Source organism: Amycolatopsis sp. NPDC041971, from assembly GCF_055588925.1.
The window spans coordinates 91,879-108,672 of sequence record NZ_JBVJCE010000004.1 but is presented as its reverse complement, the minus strand read 5'-3'; the positions used below and the strand labels follow the sequence as shown (position 1 = coordinate 108,672).

Sequence of the window (16,794 nt, the reverse complement as noted above, 5' to 3'; positions counted from 1 at the left end):
GGGCGGCGCGAGCCCGCCTTCGTGAGCTTTGCCGAACCTCAGATCCAGCCGCCGGAGAGGAGGCTGACGACGGACGGCGAACCGGGGGCCGTGGACAGGGTGGCGAGCGGGTTGGCGCTCAGCCGCGGTTTGCTGCCCGCCAGCGCGTGGTTGCGCGAGCCGACCTCGAGGGCGCGCGGCAGGTTCACGGCGCCGAGGGCGTCTTCGGTGGCGGGCAGATCTCTTTCGTACATTCGGGTTCTTCTCCTCATACTCGGTTTACCGGCGGAACAACGGTGGCCGCGGGATGCGGTCGGTCGGGGCGGAGCAGGAGCGCGGACGGGACCCGGTCGCCGAATCCCAGCCGCAGCAGGCCGTAGCCGATCCCCGCCAGACCGCTCAGCAGCCCTGGCGCGGGGACCGCGCCGGGAGTCCCGCAGCGGGCACCGCGCTGATCGATGGCGGCGAGGAGATGACCGGTCCGGCGGCGCACCGCGGCGGCGGCGCCAGTGTGCCCGTTCTCCGCCAGCACGCACAACACGTCCAGCACGCCGGACTCGCCGTGGCAGAGGCTGAGATCCTTCAGCGGTGCCCCGCCGGCCAGCCGTTTGACCGTCCGGTCCAGGTCACGGGCGTACCCGGGATCCGTCAGGCGGGCGGCCTGGCCGAGTGCCGCGCCCGCGAGACCTTCGCACCAGCCGCCGGTGCTTTCCGCCCGATCGTCCGCCTTTCGGGGTGGTTCTTCGCCGGACCGGTCGTGTGCCCGCAGGACCCAGTCGATCCCGGCCGGACCGCGGGCGAAACCCGTCTCAAGTGGACGGTCGCGCTCCAGCAGTTGTCCGGTGTAGCGGTCCGCCCGCTTCAACGCCGCCTCCAGTCCTGTTTGGACATACACCGAGCGCATCGACGCGAGCCCGCCCGCCAGCCCCGTCGTGAATCCGGCCGGAGTTTCGGCCGTGGCCTCGGGCATCAGGTCGACGGCCTGCTCGATGAGGTCGCCGACGGGAAGGCCGACCAAGGTGCTGAGCCGGGCGATCGTGTACGCCACACCGCCGAGCCCGAGAAGCCCGCCGCAGCCGGCGGTGGCGGCCAGTTCGGGGTCGGCGCGGAGAGTCGCGAAAAGGCCGGGGAGCGGGCGGACCGCATACGCGGCCAGATCGCGATACCGCGCGATCCCGGTCAGCTCGGCGAGCTGGGCGAGGAACAACGCGACACCGCAATAGCCCTCACCGAGTCCCGCGCCCATCGGCAGCACGGTCCAATAGCGGTCGTCGACGAGCTCGATCCCGAGCCAGTTCGAGCGGTGCTCGTCGGAGAACGCGCTGGCGACGATGTGGTCGGCGATCCCGCACGCGGTGAGCAGCAGGCGTTCCGGGTCGGGCGCCTGGTTCGGCACCGCCGTCTCCGCGGTCTCGCCGCCGCCGTGGTGGTCGTCGGTCGCCGTGCTGATGGCGAGGGTGGCCGAGATCAGCCATTCCTGGTCGCGCTGGTCGAGCGGATCCATGTCGGCGACCTTGGCCAGCACGGTGTCCAGCGACGCCCGGTCGACCACTCCCTCGACGCTCTCACCACGCGAATCCAGCAGTGACGTCGAGCCGGGGTTCGAGGTGAACATCGGTACGTCGCCCGCCCACAGGTCGGCCCGCTCGTGCGGGACGAGCCGGAGCAGTTTCTCCTCGTCCGCCGAGTCCTCTTCGAGCAGGTCGAACGCGTGGTCGCGGTCGGCGGCGTCGCGCAGGAGGTCCGGGTGGGTGGTCTCGTCGAGCAGACGGAAGTAGAAGTTCGTCGGCCGGATGAGCACCCGGATGGGATCTTCGGCGCAGCTCCGGAGAAGCTCGGCGAATTCCTCCCGTGCGGTCGAGATCGCGTCGTAGCCGAGCCGGAACCCGGCCAGTAGCGCCGCGCTGTGCTCGGCGGGGGTGACATCGCGGCCGTCGAGGCGCGGGAGGTTGTTCCCGCCCGCGAGTTCGCCGGGTACCCGGATCAGCCGCATGTGGTCGGTGCCCGGATCGGCCCAATCGACCCGGTCGGTGGGCAGTTTGCCGCCGCGGCCCGCCAGTCCGGAGATGTCGACGGCGCCATGCTCGCCGGCGAAGAGCTGGGGGAGCAGCAGCGTGCGCTGCACCGACCGTGCCAGCATCGCCGCGGCGGGGTCGCCCCCCGGCGGATCGGGTGGCGACGGCTGGAACAACGTCTCGATGTCGATCAGCACCGGCTGGTCGCCGCAGGCGATGATGTTCTCGTAGTGGACGTCGGTGGCGTCGAGTGCGTGCAGGAGCGCCAGGAGGATGCCCTGACGGCGGTAGAAGCGGTCGACGTCGGCGATGTCGGCGCACGGCCGGTGCTCGACGAACCGGAGCCAGCCGTATCCGTCGCGTTGGAGCGCGTCGGCGGTTTGCAGGTGGAGGCCGGGAAGTCGTTTGTCGAGCTGTTCGACGACGTCGGTGAACCGCTTGTGCAGGATCAGCGGGCGGGGTTTGTAGATCACCTTGGCGCCACTGGAGAAGCGGAACAGTCTGACCGAACGCCCGCGTGCGTGCGAGTCACCGATCCCGCCGGCGACCTCGACGAGCGTGCCGAGTTCGCCGTCCACGACCGAACAGGGGAGCGTGGCGGCGTCGGCCGAGAAGCGGGCCAGCGTTTCGGCGTGGGCTTCGGCGGCGTACAGGCACGCCTGGGCGAGGAGCCGGGCCAGTACCGGGTATTCGCTGAACAGCCGGACGAGTCCGGTTGGGGTGGATTGCTGTCGCACGAAGTCCGAGAAGCGCTCTTCGGGGGTCTCGCCTTGAAGAGTCCCGGCCTTGCGGGCGCGGTGGAGTTCCAGCACCAGCGTGCGGACCGAGAGTTTGAACAGGTGCTGGTCGAGTTGGGCCGCGAAACCCCGGCGGAGTGCTTCGACGTCGGCATCGACGAGATCGGCCGGGACCGCTTCACGAGTGGCGGCGTCGACGAACGACCTGAAGACCCCGGCGAACGCGGCACGCCAGTCACCGACCGGGGGACGCTCCGGCAGAAGCGCGGTGACGGCATGTTCGGCGAAGTCCGCCCATGCGGGCTTGGTCGCAGCTGCGCGTTCGCGCGGGGTCTGGCCGTGCACCCACCACTTCAGCGGCAGGGACGTCGCCGGGAGCTGGGGCGTCACGGCAGTCATGCTTTCAGTTCGATACGCCCCGCACATGGGGGCGGCGCACCCACATTCAGCGCACGCACGAAGATGCCCGGAGAGTGATGACCGGGTTGTCCGCGATCCGCCACCACCGCGCCGGAATATGGGGGCCCGGCACCCATGCGCGGGGACCGGTCCCCGCCGCACGATGGTCGGGTGGTACAGGTCTCGCGGTGGTCGAGAGAACGCCGCGAGTATCGGGCGCGGGCCGGTTTCTGGGGGTCCGGCCCGCGTCGCCCGAGGCCTGTGATCAGTTCCGGCGGAGGATCCCTTTGGCTTTCCCGGCCGTGCGGATGACCGTGTCGAGCACGCGGGGCGGCCGGGACCGGTTCGTGGTTTCCTCGGGCTCCGCCGGTTTCGGTACCTCGACCACTTCGGCTTCCAATTTTTCCGAGGCATCCTCCGGATCGGATTTGGCTGGAGTGAGCTCTCCGGCAATCGCGCCTTCCTCCGTCGGGCGGGGCTCCGGCAGCGCCGCGACCGGCCGGGTCTCCGGCTCCGGCGGGCTCGCTTGGGCCGGAACAGTGCCGGCATCGGTGAGCGGTTCCGCGACGGCCTGCGTTCCGGGGAGACCCTGCTGGGACGTCGGCGGCCGGGTTCGCCCGCGCCCGCGAACCCAGTTCGGCCGGGAAGCTCGCCTACGGCCCGGGCCGCCGATCATCTCCGGGGTGATCGCCGGGGTCATGAGCGGGGTGTGCGCGGTATCGGCGTTCGGCACCGCCGGTCCGCGGGCGACGGGGTACCGGGCGAAGACGTCCGCGGCCGGATCACCGGCCTGGGCGTCGGCTCGGTGCCGGATCCGGACGAGTCCGTAAGCCCCCAGCAGGCCGAGTAGTCCGGTCAAACCCCACCACGCCGTCATTGTCGTCCTCACTTTCCTCATCACCGGTCACCAGTGGGTGACCCGTGGGCGGTCATCTAATCCGGAAGACAACCGTGTGGGTGACATTCGAGGTGACCTGAGTGTGGAAACCCTCGGCGCGGGTACGCAGGCTCTGTTGATCGTTTGTCACCGAAGGGAAGGATGATCAAATGCGACACAGGGGAGCGAAAGTCGTCTCCGCGTTCGTGATCTCCGGCGCCATCGCCCTGACCGGCATGGTTCCGGCGTCCGCGATGCCCGAGCCCGCCGTCGCGACGCAGGCATGGCACCAACAGACCGAGAACGACCCGAACGACGGAAATGACAGGAACGACTCCGACGGGGACAACGGTCTGTGGGGTCTTCTGGGCCTTCTCGGCCTCTTGGGCCTGGCAGGTCTGGTTCGTCGTGAGCCGAAGGCGGGCGCGATGAACGGCTACCCGGCCGCGGGTCCGGGGGCGCCGCCGGCGAACACCTACCCGCCCGCCGAACCGCGACGGAACCCGCCGGGCGCCTGAGCACCCGCGCTACCGGAGATCCGCTCCTCGGTCCCCCCGGGCTGATCTTCGGGAAGGCGCTTCACCCCTGGCGAACCGGGCGGCGCGATCCGCGGCCTTCTACTCGTTGGTCCGCCTTTCGATGACCTCCGAGGCGCCCCGCTTGGAGAACGCCGCCCAGAGGTTGAAGCCGACGATGCCGGCGCACACCGCTGCCCACAACCACAGGAAACCGCTGTTCCGCCCGACCCCGTTGACGAATACGTACACCAGCATCGCCACTCCGACCAGCGCGCCGAAGACGGCGAAGGGTTTGGACGGTTTCACGTTGAAGCTAGCCACTGCCCGACTCCTTGATCAGATCGTTGAGGTGAAGCCGTGATGCCCCGGCCCCCGGACGACGAAACCGTGACGGCTGTCCCGTGCGGAGATATTGCTCTGAATGCGCATTCTCACTGGGCCGAATGGATCTGAGCATCCGCGCTGAGGCCGGCGCGTCCGGCACGGTCGAGGTGCCCGCGACGGCGACCCTTCTCGTCCCATTACCTGGTCGGGTTGGCGCCGCCGTTGACCCCGAAAGTCTGCCCGGTGATGTGCCGCGCGCCGGGGGAAGCAAGGAAGTGCACCGTTTCGGCGATGTCGTCGGGAATTCCGGCGCGCCCGGTACTGGTCGCCTCGATCAGCTGCGCGGCCCGTTCGGCGGGGAGCTTGTCCCGGAAGAACTCGGTCTCGCGGATGTAGCCCGGCGCCACCACGTTCGCGGTGATCCCGCGGGCGCCGAGCCGCCGGGCGAGGTCGACGTTCCACGACGCCAGCCCGGCCTTGGCCGCGCCGTACGATCCGGCGCCCTGGTCGGCGGCGATGGACCCGATGTGGATCACCGATCCGCCTTCGGCCAGTCGGCTCTCCACCGCGGTGGTGGTCAGCACCGCGGTGATCAGGTTGGCGTCCAGGTTGGCCCGCCAGCGCGCGAGGACCCCGGCGAGCCCGTCCTGCTCGGGGAGGTCGAAGTCGGTGTTGCCGCCGGCGTTGTTGACCAGCACGTCGATCGGCCCGTCCAGCTCGGCCAGCGCGGAGGTCACCTGCTCGGGATCGGTACTGTCGCAGACGAGCGGCCGGACCGGCGCGCCCAGCTCGGCCGCGGCCGAGACCAGCACTTCCTCACGCCGTCCGGTGATGTGCACGACGGCGCCCGACGTCGCGAACCTCGCCGCCACGGCCCTGCCGATGCCGGTGCCCCCACCGGTGACCAGGATTGTCCGAGCCATTCAGTCTCCTCCGGGTTCGACGTTCCCACCCACGTTTAGGTCTAAATGATAAGCTGCGCGTCGTGCGGCCGACAACCGGTGGAGGTCTGGGATGAGTACAGCGTCCGAAAACGGCTCCACGCCGGACGCCGCGGACGAGATCGAGGCGGCATGGCGGCGTGAGCGGCCCGGTACGTCGACCGAGCCCATCGGCATCGTGACCCGGGTATGGCAGCTGGCCAAGTTGTTCGGCGAGGACCGCCGCCGTGTCCTCTCCGACTCCGACGTCGATTCGGCCACCTTGGACCTGCTCAGCGTGCTCCGGCGCAGTTCCCCGCCGTACTCGCTGACGACCAGGGAACTTGCGAGGTCGACCCTGGTCACGGCCGGAGCGATCTCCCAGCGGGTAGCCCGCGCGGAACGGGAGGGGCTGGTCGAGCGGCACACCGAACCGCCCGGCCGCAGCGTGTACGTGACGCTGACCCCGGCGGGGCACGCATTGGTGGAGCGGACCGTCGATCGGGTACTCGAGCGGGAACTCGAACTGGTTTCCGGTCTGAGCGACGAGCAGCGGGCTCAGCTCGCCCCGCTGCTGCGGGTGCTCCTCGGCGAGGTCCAGAGCCGCTGCGGCGATCACGGCGTTTCCCACGTGGGCGATCGCGGTACGGCGCTCTGAACCCGCTGGTGCGGTAGCCGCTCAGAACCTCACGAACTCAGTTGGGTCGCACGATGGGTTCCTTGGCCTGAGTGGCGTAGTGGGCGGTGACGATCGCGCCTGACATGGCCAGGACCAGGCCTGCGACCGTGAACGTGGTGAAGCCATCGCGGATGCGGTCGTCGAGGAAGACCAGACCGATGATCGACGACAACGCCGTGTTCGTGGTGAACATGATCGCGTTGACCGCCGTCGCCCCGCCCTTCTGCAGGGCGAAGGCGAACGCGACCGCCGCGGCCAGGCCGTTGAGGATCATCGCCCACACGGCCGGTTCCACCAGTATCGCCCAGCCGGACGACGGTAGTTCCAGGGTGCGCGCCGAGACACCGACCACGCTGAAGCCGATCCCCGTCGCGAAGCCGAGCACCTGCGCCGCCCAGGGGCGATCGAAGCGCCTGAAGTACCAGGCGATCGACCCCACGACCAGCGCCATCGCGGGCAGAACCCAGCGCCATGCCGACGGGAGCACCTTGGCGGGCCCCGGCTGCGCCGACAAGCCCAGCAAGATCAGCCCGACCGCTCCGACACCCAGCGCGGCCCAGCCCGGCGCCGCCAGGCGGGTGCCCATGAACGCGGAAATCGCGGCCGTCACGCCGACGCTGAACGCCAGCACCGACTGGACGAGGAACAGTGGCAGCCGTTGCAACGCGGCGGCCGCGCAGGCGAACCCGACCAGGTCGACGCCGATGCCGACGAAGTAAATCCATTGGCGTCGCAAGCGCACCAGGTCCAGCGCGCTGCCGCCGAAAGCGCCCGCGCGGCGGACCCCGATCGACTCCAGCACCGAACCGCTACCCGAGGCCACCGCCGCCAGCAGCGCGAGGACGTATCCGATGATCACCACCGCAGTCTGTCAGCCACGCTCCGGCACGCTCACCGGTCACCTGCTGTAGGTGTCTTCGATTCGTTCGCCGCCGAGCGGCCGCCCACCCCCGCGGTGGCATCGGGTCGGCGGGCTCCGCCAAGGACAGGATTGCCTGGTGACCGAACCGAATTTGATCGAAGCAGCCGCCGAAGAGGTAGTCAGAGAACCGATCCTCTCCGCGCCCGAGCTGATCGAATCGGTTCTCGGTGGAACCGGGCTGGACGGCTACCTCCTGGACCTCGACGCGGATCGGCCAGAAACTGTAGCCGACCACCAGGGCTCAGGGGTAGACCAGTCCCGGACGCGTTGATCCCCGTCCGCGCGGCGATCCGCTGACCTGCACGAATCGACAGAATTCTGAGACTGGCAACACTTTCGCGGAGGTGAGCCCCAATCGGCTGCTGAAAGTGACGTGTTTCGCTGCTTTGTCACACCGTGGTCGTCATGGAAGGGCAGGACGCCGACGCTTCACCGCCAATCGAACCCGATGAGATGATCGCCATCGTAGTTTTGGCACACGCCGCCCGCGCGGATCGCGAAGGCCCCAGGCGGCGAGTACCGCGGTGTTGCGGTCGTCCTGGCGTGACCAGCGGGCAGGTAGCGGGAGCGCCACGTCGGCAACAACTCGTCAGGGCGAGTGGTCAGGACGTCGAGCCGCTTGACGAGATCGGGCACCCCGCCGAGTAACCCGGAGGGGCGAGCCGGGACCCGAGCTGACCCGCCATCGCCTGGCAGTGGAACGCGAGCAACGTGCTCCGCATGGTGCTCACTGCGGTGACCGGTTGGTCGGTTGTTCAGCGTGTTCCGGAAGCTCGATCGCCGCGCGTCAGCCTGACCGTGCCGCGCGCCATTCGATGCCGTGGGCGGGCGGGGCGCCGTCGCCTTCCTCCTCGCGGAGCATTCCGACGGCGGTTCGGTGCTCGAGTTCACGGCGTTTGGTGCCGTAGGACATCGCGGTGACCTCGTTGACGTAGGTCGCGGTGAGCGGGGTGCCCGCCCGTTTGCGCCGTTTGGCGCGCACGAGTTCGACCACCCCTACCGCCACCATCAGGAGGGTGCCTGCCGGAATGCTTCAGGCCAGCAGCGTTTCCACCGGGTCCACACCGCGAAGCTACTCGAATTCAGCCCAGGGTGGCTGGGAGGACCCGATGCCCGTTGGAGATGAAGGACGCCGTGGGCTCCAGCTCCGCTGGTTCGACCGCCAGCGCCAGCTTCGGGAAGCGCGCGAACAACGCTGGCAGCGCGATCTCCGCCTCCACCCTGGCCAGCGGGGCGCCGAGGCAGAAGTGCACCCCGTGCCCGAACGAGAGGTGGCTCTTGTTCGTCCGCGAAAGGTCGAACTCCTCCGGGTTGTCGCCGACCTCCGGCGCGCGGCCCGCGGCCGCGTACGAAGCCAGGATCGCCTCGCCCCGCTTGATCGTCACCTCGTCGTCGACAACGATGTCTTCGACCGCGTACCGCAGCGGGAGGTGCGCGACGGGCGCCTGCCAGCGCAACGTTTCGTCGATGACGTCGCCCCAGCCGTACTCGCCGTCGAGCACTTGGCGCAACTGCTCGGGATGGGTCAGCAATGCGGTGATCGCGTGGTCGAGCAGGTTGACCGTGGTCTCGTGCCCTGCCGAGATCATCAGGATCAACGTGTCGACGAGTTCGGCTTCCTGCAACGAGGAACCGTCCTCGTCGCGTGCCGCGATCAGGCCGCTGGTCAGGTCGTCGCCCGGCTCGGCGCGCCGCAGCGCCACTAGTTCGCCGAGGATCCGGTACATCTGCTCGCCGTTGGCTGCCGCCTCTTCCGGGGTGGCGGTGGTGTTGAACACCCCGTCGACCGCCTTGCGCAGATCGGCGCGGTGCTCGTCGGGCACGCCGAACAGCTGGCAGATCACCTCGATCGGCAGCGGGTAGGCGAAGTGCTCGCGCAGATCTACGACCCCGTCGGCGCCCTCGATCCGATCGAGCAGGCCGCCGGTGATCTCCTCGACCCACGGCCGCAGCGCCTCGGTGCGACGGAAGGTGAACGCCTTGGACACCAGTGACCGCAGCCGCCGGTGCTCGCCACCGTAGGCGGTGAACATGTTCTGCACGGCCACCCAGATCATCAGCGGCCAGTCCGCGGGTACCGTGCCCTCCCGCCACGCGGTCCAGTGCTGCCGCGGGTCCTTCGACACCCGCTGGTCACCGAGCAGGCGCTTGAGCAGCTCCGGATCGGTTACTGACCACGCCACCACCTGGCCAGGGAGCTCCACCAGCGTCGTGGTGCCGCGGGCGCGGAGTTCGGCGTTCTCGGCGTGGATGTCGGCGCCGGTGGGGTCGAGGACGAGGGGGCGGGGTGCGGCGGATTCCAACGGTGCTCTCCAGTCGGTTCGGTGGACGGAACTGGTGTGGGAACGACGGGGGTGAACAGCACGGGCAGCGCGGCGAGCGCGCGGTGGAACGGGCCTGGCCGCCACTGCAGCTGGTCCTCCGGCACGGCGAGGCGCAGATCGGGCAGCGCGTCGAGCAGGGTTTCGATGGCGGTGGTGGCGATCAGCCTCGCCGGGCCCTGCGCGGGGCAGGAATGCACGCCGGCGCCCCAGGCGATGTGCGCCCGGTTACCCACCCGCTGCTCGGCACGCAGCGCGGGATCGGTGTTGGCGGCGGCGAAGCTGATCACCACCGGTTCGGCGGCGGGCAGGTGGGTGCCCATGAAGTCGACCCCTGGCCACGGGTAACCGGCGGAGTAGTTGGCCATCGGCGGGTCGCCCCAGAGGATCTCCTCGAGCGCGTCCTCCACGTGCAGGCTGCCGCCAGCCAGGTCACCGGCGAAGCGGTCGTCGACCAGCAGCAGCCGCACCCCGTTGGCGATCAGGTTCTGCTGCGGCTCGGTGCCCGCGCCCATCAGCAGCACCAGCTGGTGCAGCATCTCCTCGTCGGTCAGCCGCGCCGGATGCGCCATCATCCACGACGGCACGTCCTGGCCCGGCTGCGCCCGCTTGAGCGCGAGCAGTTCGAGCATGCTCGAGGTCAGCTCGGCGTTGGCGCGCTCGGGATCGACCATGTCGAAGATGCCGCGCATCCCGGCCACCAGCCGGTCCCCGAGCGCAGGCGGGCAGCCGAAGAGGTGGTTGAACACCTGCAGCGACAACGTGGTCGCGTAGTCGGTGAGCAGATCTCCCTTGCCCTCGGCGGAAAACCGGGCGATCAGCTCGCGCGCGGTCTGCTCGACGTAACCGCGCAGCGCGTGCGGGTTGAGCCGCGCCAGGCTGCCGGTGACCGCGCTGCGCAGGCGCGCGTGCACCGCGCCGTCGGTGAACAGGCAGTTGGGGCGGTAACCCATCATCGGCATGACCGGGTTGTCCTCGGGCTGGTTCTGCTGCCAGCGCCGGGGGTCGCGGGGAAAGGTCGACGGCGCGCGCAGCACTTCCAGCGCGGCTTCGTAACCGAGGACCAGGGAGGCGTTCACGCCAGGCGCGAGTTCGACCGGCGCGACGGGTCCGTGCGCGGCCCGCATCTTCGCGTAGACACCGGCGGGATCGCGGGCGAATTCTTCGTCGTAGAGGCGGGCGCGCTCGGCGTGCGCGGGGCAGCCGGGTGGTGGTCCGGCGGCGGGAGTGCTCACGAATGCTCCTGGCGGGTGGGGTCGAAGAGGTAGTCGACAAGGCTGATCAGCGCCTGCGCGGACGAGCCGCGATCGCGGGCGTCGCAGCTGACCAGGCGGGTTTCGGGAAGCAGGTCCAGTGCTTCGCGAAGCTCGGCTTCGGGAAATCTCGGGGCGCCGTCGAACTGGTTGATGGCCACCGCGTACGGCAGGCCCAGTTCCTCCAGCAGTCCCATCACGTCGAAGGACTCTTCGAGTCGGGTGGGGTCCACCAGCACCAGCGCGCCCAGTGCCCCGTAGGCGAGGTCCTTCCACATTTGCGTGAACCGCTGCTGGCCAGGCGCGCCGAACAGGTAGAGCACCACGTCGTCGCCGATGGTCAGCCTGCCGAAGTCCATCGCGACCGTGGTGGTGTTCTTGCCGCGCACCCCGGACAGGTCGTCCACCAGCGCACCGGCCTGCGTCATCGTTTCCTCGGTGCGCAGCGGGCGGATTTCGGACAGCGTGCCGACGTAAGTGGTCTTGCCGACCGCGAACGGCCCCACCACCAGGATCTTCACCGAGGTCCGGACGGTGGCAGGGACGTAGCTCTCAGGTGAGAGCACGGAGGCCATCGAGTACCTTCTGCAGGAGTTGGTGGTCGGGGATATCGGCCTTGCGCACGGCGGCGCGGGCTTCGATGTGACCGGAATCGAGCAGGTCGGACAACAGCACTTTGGTCACGCTGGTCGGCAGGTTCAAGTGTGCGGCCACCTCGGCCACGGCCAGCGCACCGCCCCGGCAGAGCTCCATCACCCGCCGCTTCTCCGGGCTCAGCCCGGCCATCGGCGCCCAAGTGGCGGAGACGACGGTGGCCACGTCCAGCGTGTTGCGGGTCGGGTGGGCGCGGCCCTCGGTGACCACGTGCGGCCGCACCAAAGCCTGCTCGCGCCGGTTCGGGGTCATGCCCGGGAGCCTCCGGCGGCCGGGAAGCGCGGCGGCGCGGTCAGTTCCTGGCCGAGCCTCTGCACCAGTTCCTGCATGCGGGAGGAGACGCCTTCGACGTCGACCCTGCCGGTGGTGGACACCGCGACGTAGGCGCCTTGGCCGGCGGCGGTGAGGAAGACGAACCCGCCGTCGAACTCGATCAACGTCTGCCGCCACTGCTCGGCGGGCCGGCGGCAGAACTCGCCGGTGGCGCGGGCGAGCGATTGCAGGCCGGACACCGCGGCGGCGGTGCGCTCGGCGTCGTCACGGCTGATGCCCTCGGAATGGGCCATCAGCAGGCCGTCGGCGGAGAGCAGCACGGCGTAGAGCATCTCCGGCATCTGCAGGGCCTGGTCGAGCATCCAGCCGAGCCGGTTGGTGGTCGCGTCGGTGTTCGTGCTCACTGGGCATCCCTTTCGAGGTCGGTGGAAGTGGCGCGGCCGCGACGGGTTCCGCGTTGCCAGGCCGCGGCGGTGGCGACCGGGTTCGAGTCGGGCGCCGGAGCGGCCGGTGCGGCAGGCTCCGGGGCCTGGTTGGCGACCAGCGTGCGGCGGCGGCGCCGGGGCAGGCCGTGGGCGGTGGTGCCCAGATCCGTGGTCTTCACCGGGGAAGCGGCCACGATGGGCTCGGCAGGCCGGGCTGGTTCGGGCGTAGCGGGCATTTCGGGGGTTTCGGTTCGTGGGGCCGGGGACGGGCTCGGCGTGGTGATCCTGGTGAGCAGTTCCGTCGGCAGGAACAGCACCGCGCGCGCCCCGCCGTAGGGCGACCGGGTGTCCACCGAGACGCGGAACCCGTACCGGTTGGCGAGCGCACCGATTACCGCGAACCCGATGCGCGGCGGCACCCCGAGAGCGGCGATGTCCTGGCCGCCGTGGCCGCCGAGCAGCCAGGACGCGCGCTGCACCGCCTCCACCGTCATGCCGACACCGGCGTCGTCGATGATGATCGCGAGGCCGTTGTGCGCCTGCTGGAAGGTGACCTGCACCGGGGAGCCGGGCTGGGAGTGGCGGGCGCCGTTGTCCAGCAGTTCGGCCACCGCAAGCACCACCGGCTCCACCGCCTGGCTGACCACGGCGGTGTCCGACGGCGCGGGAATCTGGACGCGCGCGTAGTCGCGGATACGGCCGGTGGCGCCACGGACCACGTCGGTCAGCGTGGCGGCCGAGCGCTGCAGACCGGGCCACGAACCGCAGAGCACCGCAGTCGCCTGCGCGCGGCGGCCCAGTTGCGAGTTCGCGTGGTCGAGGCCGAGCAGCCCCTGGAGTACGGATGGATCGTCGTGCCGGTCCTCCATCGCCGAGATCAGCACCTGCTGCTCACCGGCGAGGTTCTGCACCGTGCGCATCATCGCGCGCAGGGTCGCGGCGGCGGAATCGGCGGAATCGCGGCGGGTCTGCCCGAGCAGTTCGGTGATCGTTTCGAGCACCGCGCGGTGCGGATCGCCGTGGCCGTTGCCGCGCAGCGGGCCCGGCACGGTCACCGACGGATTCGCCAGCGACTCCACGATCGCCGGGAGCCGCACCTCGCGCAGGTGGCGCTCCTCGGCTTCGCGCGCGTTCAACTCGGCGACGGCGGCATCTCGGTACCGGCCGACGGTGGTGGTGACGTTGCGTTGCCGGAGCAGCAGCACGGCGAGCGCGATGGCGAGCAACAACAGACAGATCAAGCCTGCCAGCAGCAGGGTGTATTCCATGAAATCCTCACGGTCAGCTGGGCGGGGACCGACCAGCCGGCTAGGCGATCGCAGGGAGCCGCACCAGGTCCGCGTCGGGGCCGCGACCGCGCTGCCGGGCGATGAGCATTCGGGCGGGCCCGGGACAGGACGGCATGTGCGCAGCTCCACAACGGCGGGGACGGACGTCACATCGCGCCTGGCGCAATGTCAGCAGCGAGTACCGTAGCGCAAACTGGGCGTGTTCTCCCAGACTTCGTGAAGAAAGGGCGCACCGCCAGTGAGGAAGGTCGTCACCGCCGCCGACCTCGTCGACGAACACGGAGCGGCTCCTGGTGTGTGACACGCAGTTCCGCGAATTCGCCGGGCGCGTCGGCGCTGAACTGGCGTGGGTGACGACAGTAGGCGTCGTGGCCTATGACCCTCATCCTGACTGGAAATTCGCCGCGGCGGCCGTTTCGTAGCAGACCGGTCCCACGCCTGTTCTTTCCCACCCGCGAACGCTTCATCGAACGCCGGCGCCGCCACGGCCCTGATCTCGGTCGGTCCGGCTACAGGGCCTTAGGACATCATCGCTTCGCTGCCCGAGAACGAGCGGTACAGCTACGTCTTCGAGGGTCAGTCGCAGGTGCTGGACCACATCCTGGCGTCGAAGGCGCCACGCGGACTCGACTACGACGTCGTCCACCTGAACGCGGAGTTCGCGAAGCAGGCGAGCGACCACGACCCGCAGGTGCTGCGGTTCCGGCCGAGCGCCGGCAACCCCGTCCTGGACGCGTTCCACGACCTGGCGGACTACCTGGAGAAGGTGCTCGGCCCTTACCTGCCGAAGCCCTGATCCGCCGGCAAGCACGCGAGTTCCGGCTCCAGTCACGCGTGATCCGCCGGCAAGCACGCGTGTTCCGGCTCCAGTCACGCGTGAACCGCCAGCAAGCACGCGTGTTCCGGCTCCAGTCACGCGGGATCCGGCCCTAGTCACGCGGGATCCGGCCCTGATCACGCGGGATCCGGCCCTGATCACGCGTGTCGTCCCTCTGCTCACGTGTGCCGTCCCGACGCGCAGGCGTGAGCAGAGGGCGCACACGCGTGATTGGAGACGTAACTCGCGTGATTGGAGACGTAACTCGCGTGATTGGAGACGTAACTCGCGTGACTGGGGGCGTGCCACGCGTGATCAGGAAATACCGCGCCGACCTCGCCGCCATGGAAACTGTGCTCCACCAAGACTCCGGCACGGCGAGAAAAGTGGCCCGAGATCAACTGATTGGTTGATGTCAAGTTCCTTCTGGACGGCCACCGTGGACTGCATGAGGCGATATCTGGGGGCCCTGTTAGTTGTGGCGGGACTCGTTGTTGGAACAGCACCTGCGGTGGCGGCGTCGGGCGGTGTGGTGCGAATCGAGTCCGGGTTGGTGCGGGGTGAGGTGACTGGCGGTCTTCGGATTCATCGAGGTGTGCCCTACGCGGCCCCGCCGGTCGGTGAGTTGCGCTGGCACGCGCCGGTCGCGCCGGGGCGGTGGGATGGTGTGCGTGACGCGACGCGACCGGCCGAGCGCTGTCCGCAAGCCGCGTTGCCCAACAGGCCGGCCAGTAACACCGAGGACTGCCTGTACCTGAATGTGGTGGCGAAGAAGCGCGTGTGGAGGGCGCCGGTGCTGGTGTGGGTGCACGGCGGTGGACTGGTGTCCGGTGCCGGTGGCGATTACGATCCGGCCCGGCTCGCGGAACGTGGCGATCTGGTCGTCGTGACGGTGAACTACCGGCTGGGGAACCTCGGGTTCCTGGGCTTTCCCGGTCTCGCCGATGGTGGTGCGTTCGGCCTCGAAGATCAGCAGGCCGCGTTGCGGTGGGTCAAGCGCAATATCGCCGCTTTCGGTGGCGACCCGGGGAACGTGACGGTCGCGGGTGAGTCGGGCGGCGCCCATTCGGTCTGTGGCCTGCTCGCGTCCCCAGGGTCGGCCGGGCTGTTTCAGCGAGCCATCGGACAGAGCACACCGTGCGTATCGAACGCCTTCGCCGGCGCGGGTGTCCGGCCGCTGCTCGACGTGCCGTACTTCGTGCCACCGGAGTGGCAGCAGGGACACGGGCAGAACCTGGCGACCCGGTTCGGCTGCACGACACTGGACTGCCTGAGGCAGGTGCCGGTGGCGGATCTGCTGGCCGCGCCGGTCCTGCCTCTGCCGGCCTATGGCAACGCCGTGCTTCCGGAGGATCCCGCAGTCGCCGTGCCCGCCGGACGTTTTCAGCGCGTGCCGTTCTTGACCGGCGTCACCAGGGACGAAGGAACCCTGTTCTCGCCGTCGATGTTCCCCGGACTCACCGAGGCGGGTTACCGGAAGGCGTTGGACACCCATTTCGGTGACAAGGCCGCGGCGGTGGCCGCCGAGTACCCCGTCGCCGCGCACGGCACGGCGGCGCAGGCCATCGGCGCGGTCATGAGTGATCTGGACTGGGCCTGGGCCCAGCGGGCGAGTGAACGACGGTTCTCGGCAACGGTGCCGGTCTACGCCTATGAATTCCTGGACCGCACGGCACCGCCGATTCTCGAGTTCCCGGTGGGTGTCCAGCCGCTGGCCGGACACGCGTCCGAGCTGAAGTACCTGTTTGACTTTCCGTATGACGATCGCCCGTTGACGGCGGCTCAACGACGACTGGGGGACCGGATGATCGACTACTGGTCACGGTTCGCTTCGGCCGGCGACCCGAATAGGCACGGGCTCCCGCCGTGGCATCCCGTGACCGCGGCCACTCACTACGTCCAGGGTCTGGACTTGTACAGGATCGGCAAGGTCGACCGGGCGAAACTGCATAACTTCGAATTGTGGGACCGGCTCGTGGCACGGAAATAGACCTGGGGACGTTTGCCGAGGCCAGGAGCGGACATCCTCGATCTGGATCCGCATGGGTGCGCGATCCGTGCCCCGCCGGTCCAGCAGCGGGCCGGCGGGGCTGTATCACTCGGCGGTCCGCGCCGCCTACGTTTCCCTAGCATCGTGAACACACGCCACGGCAGAGTGAGACGTCGAGTTCGAACTTTTGTGGACCCTCGTTCGAAGGGTCCCAAAGAAGCTCTGCGCGAGCTATCGATGTCCGGACGCACCTTTACTGCGCACGATCAGGTGATGCACGCCGAACCACGTTCAGCCTGGTAGCGACTGAGCGGGGCCGATCGGGTGAGAGGTGCAGGCGTTCGCGTGGTCGCCGCAAAGGCGACTTGCGGAACACGCTCACCAGAACGCATCGTTTCAACT

17 protein-coding genes and 1 pseudogene are annotated in these 16,794 nt (G+C 69.4%); 5 read left to right on the top strand and 13 right to left on the bottom strand.

Annotated elements, in window-relative coordinates; genetic code table 11:
• Positions 1-38 precede the first annotated feature (38 nt).
• The 3 genes from ACZ6DT_RS11290 to ACZ6DT_RS11280 form a co-directional block, all read right to left on the bottom strand.
• Positions 39-233 (bottom strand): hypothetical protein, encoded by a 195-nt coding sequence (locus ACZ6DT_RS11290; protein WP_465592180.1) that lies wholly within the window; start codon positions 231-233, stop codon positions 39-41.
• A gap of 14 nt (positions 234-247) precedes the next feature.
• The gene (locus tag ACZ6DT_RS11285; RefSeq protein WP_465592177.1) at positions 248-3,130 is read right to left on the bottom strand and encodes a type 2 lanthipeptide synthetase LanM family protein; all 2,883 of its coding nucleotides are present in this window, start codon (positions 3,128-3,130) and stop codon (positions 248-250) included.
• Between the two features lie 265 nt (positions 3,131-3,395).
• Positions 3,396-3,989, bottom strand: coding sequence for a hypothetical protein (locus tag ACZ6DT_RS11280; RefSeq protein ID WP_465592174.1), 594 nt, complete (start codon positions 3,987-3,989; stop codon positions 3,396-3,398).
• 188 nt (positions 3,990-4,177) lie between these two features.
• Here ACZ6DT_RS11280 and ACZ6DT_RS11275 point away from each other — a divergent pair, with 188 nt between their 5' ends.
• Positions 4,178-4,525 (top strand): WGxxGxxG family protein, encoded by a 348-nt coding sequence (locus tag ACZ6DT_RS11275; protein ID WP_465592171.1) that lies wholly within the window; start codon positions 4,178-4,180, stop codon positions 4,523-4,525.
• Between the two features lie 99 nt (positions 4,526-4,624).
• On the opposite strand, the gene ACZ6DT_RS11270 is transcribed toward ACZ6DT_RS11275, so the two are convergent.
• Complete coding sequence (locus tag ACZ6DT_RS11270; RefSeq protein ID WP_465592168.1) at positions 4,625-4,846, bottom strand: hypothetical protein; 222 nt, start codon at positions 4,844-4,846, stop codon at positions 4,625-4,627.
• Between the two features lie 200 nt (positions 4,847-5,046).
• Complete coding sequence (locus ACZ6DT_RS11265; RefSeq protein WP_465592165.1) at positions 5,047-5,772, bottom strand: SDR family NAD(P)-dependent oxidoreductase; 726 nt, start codon at positions 5,770-5,772, stop codon at positions 5,047-5,049.
• A 91-nt stretch (positions 5,773-5,863) separates the two neighbouring features.
• On the opposite strand from ACZ6DT_RS11265, the gene ACZ6DT_RS11260 reads away from it, so the two are divergent.
• The gene (locus ACZ6DT_RS11260; RefSeq protein WP_465592162.1) at positions 5,864-6,427 is read left to right on the top strand and encodes a MarR family winged helix-turn-helix transcriptional regulator; all 564 of its coding nucleotides are present in this window, start codon (positions 5,864-5,866) and stop codon (positions 6,425-6,427) included.
• 37 nt (positions 6,428-6,464) lie between these two features.
• Here ACZ6DT_RS11260 and ACZ6DT_RS11255 read toward each other — a convergent pair whose 3' ends face one another.
• Complete coding sequence (locus ACZ6DT_RS11255; RefSeq protein ID WP_465592159.1) at positions 6,465-7,307, bottom strand: DMT family protein; 843 nt, start codon at positions 7,305-7,307, stop codon at positions 6,465-6,467.
• Positions 7,308-7,446: 139 nt separating this feature from the next.
• Between ACZ6DT_RS11255 and ACZ6DT_RS11250 the strand changes: the two genes are divergently transcribed.
• Positions 7,447-7,641 carry a hypothetical protein gene (locus ACZ6DT_RS11250; RefSeq protein WP_465592156.1) on the top strand — a complete coding sequence of 65 codons (195 nt, stop codon included), beginning with the start codon at positions 7,447-7,449 and terminating at the stop codon, positions 7,639-7,641.
• Positions 7,642-8,157: 516 nt separating this feature from the next.
• On the opposite strand, the gene ACZ6DT_RS11245 is transcribed toward ACZ6DT_RS11250, so the two are convergent.
• From ACZ6DT_RS11245 to ACZ6DT_RS11215, 7 genes are all read right to left on the bottom strand, one after another.
• The gene (locus tag ACZ6DT_RS11245; protein ID WP_465592153.1) at positions 8,158-8,376 is read right to left on the bottom strand and encodes a DUF6191 domain-containing protein; all 219 of its coding nucleotides are present in this window, start codon (positions 8,374-8,376) and stop codon (positions 8,158-8,160) included.
• 76 nt (positions 8,377-8,452) lie between these two features.
• Positions 8,453-9,556 carry a cytochrome P450 family protein gene (locus tag ACZ6DT_RS11240; protein WP_465592981.1) on the bottom strand — a complete coding sequence of 368 codons (1,104 nt, stop codon included), beginning with the start codon at positions 9,554-9,556 and terminating at the stop codon, positions 8,453-8,455.
• Positions 9,538-10,926 carry a cytochrome P450 gene (locus tag ACZ6DT_RS11235; protein ID WP_465592150.1) on the bottom strand — a complete coding sequence of 463 codons (1,389 nt, stop codon included), beginning with the start codon at positions 10,924-10,926 and terminating at the stop codon, positions 9,538-9,540. The genes ACZ6DT_RS11240 and ACZ6DT_RS11235 overlap by 19 nt, the downstream gene beginning before the upstream one ends.
• Positions 10,923-11,519, bottom strand: a complete 597-nt coding sequence (locus ACZ6DT_RS11230; RefSeq protein WP_465592147.1) for a GTP-binding protein — start codon at positions 11,517-11,519, stop codon at positions 10,923-10,925. The genes ACZ6DT_RS11235 and ACZ6DT_RS11230 overlap by 4 nt, the downstream gene beginning before the upstream one ends.
• Positions 11,497-11,850 (bottom strand): DUF742 domain-containing protein, encoded by a 354-nt coding sequence (locus ACZ6DT_RS11225; RefSeq protein ID WP_276368666.1) that lies wholly within the window; start codon positions 11,848-11,850, stop codon positions 11,497-11,499. Before ACZ6DT_RS11225 ends, ACZ6DT_RS11230 begins: the two co-directional genes overlap by 23 nt.
• Entirely contained in the window at positions 11,847-12,275 is a 429-nt protein-coding gene (locus tag ACZ6DT_RS11220) for a roadblock/LC7 domain-containing protein (protein WP_276368664.1), read from the bottom strand. The genes ACZ6DT_RS11225 and ACZ6DT_RS11220 overlap by 4 nt, the downstream gene beginning before the upstream one ends.
• The gene (locus tag ACZ6DT_RS11215) at positions 12,272-13,564 is read right to left on the bottom strand and encodes an ATP-binding protein (protein WP_465592142.1); all 1,293 of its coding nucleotides are present in this window, start codon (positions 13,562-13,564) and stop codon (positions 12,272-12,274) included. The genes ACZ6DT_RS11220 and ACZ6DT_RS11215 overlap by 4 nt, the downstream gene beginning before the upstream one ends.
• Positions 13,565-14,108: 544 nt before the next feature.
• Between ACZ6DT_RS11215 and ACZ6DT_RS11210 the strand changes: the two are divergent.
• Together ACZ6DT_RS11210 and ACZ6DT_RS11205 are read left to right on the top strand one after the other, a co-directional pair.
• A pseudogene (locus tag ACZ6DT_RS11210) lies at positions 14,109-14,381 on the top strand (hypothetical protein); the annotation flags it as partial.
• Positions 14,382-14,814: 433 nt separating this feature from the next.
• Positions 14,815-16,392 carry a carboxylesterase/lipase family protein gene (locus tag ACZ6DT_RS11205; protein ID WP_465592139.1) on the top strand — a complete coding sequence of 526 codons (1,578 nt, stop codon included), beginning with the start codon at positions 14,815-14,817 and terminating at the stop codon, positions 16,390-16,392.
• Positions 16,393-16,794: the final 402 nt, after the last annotated feature.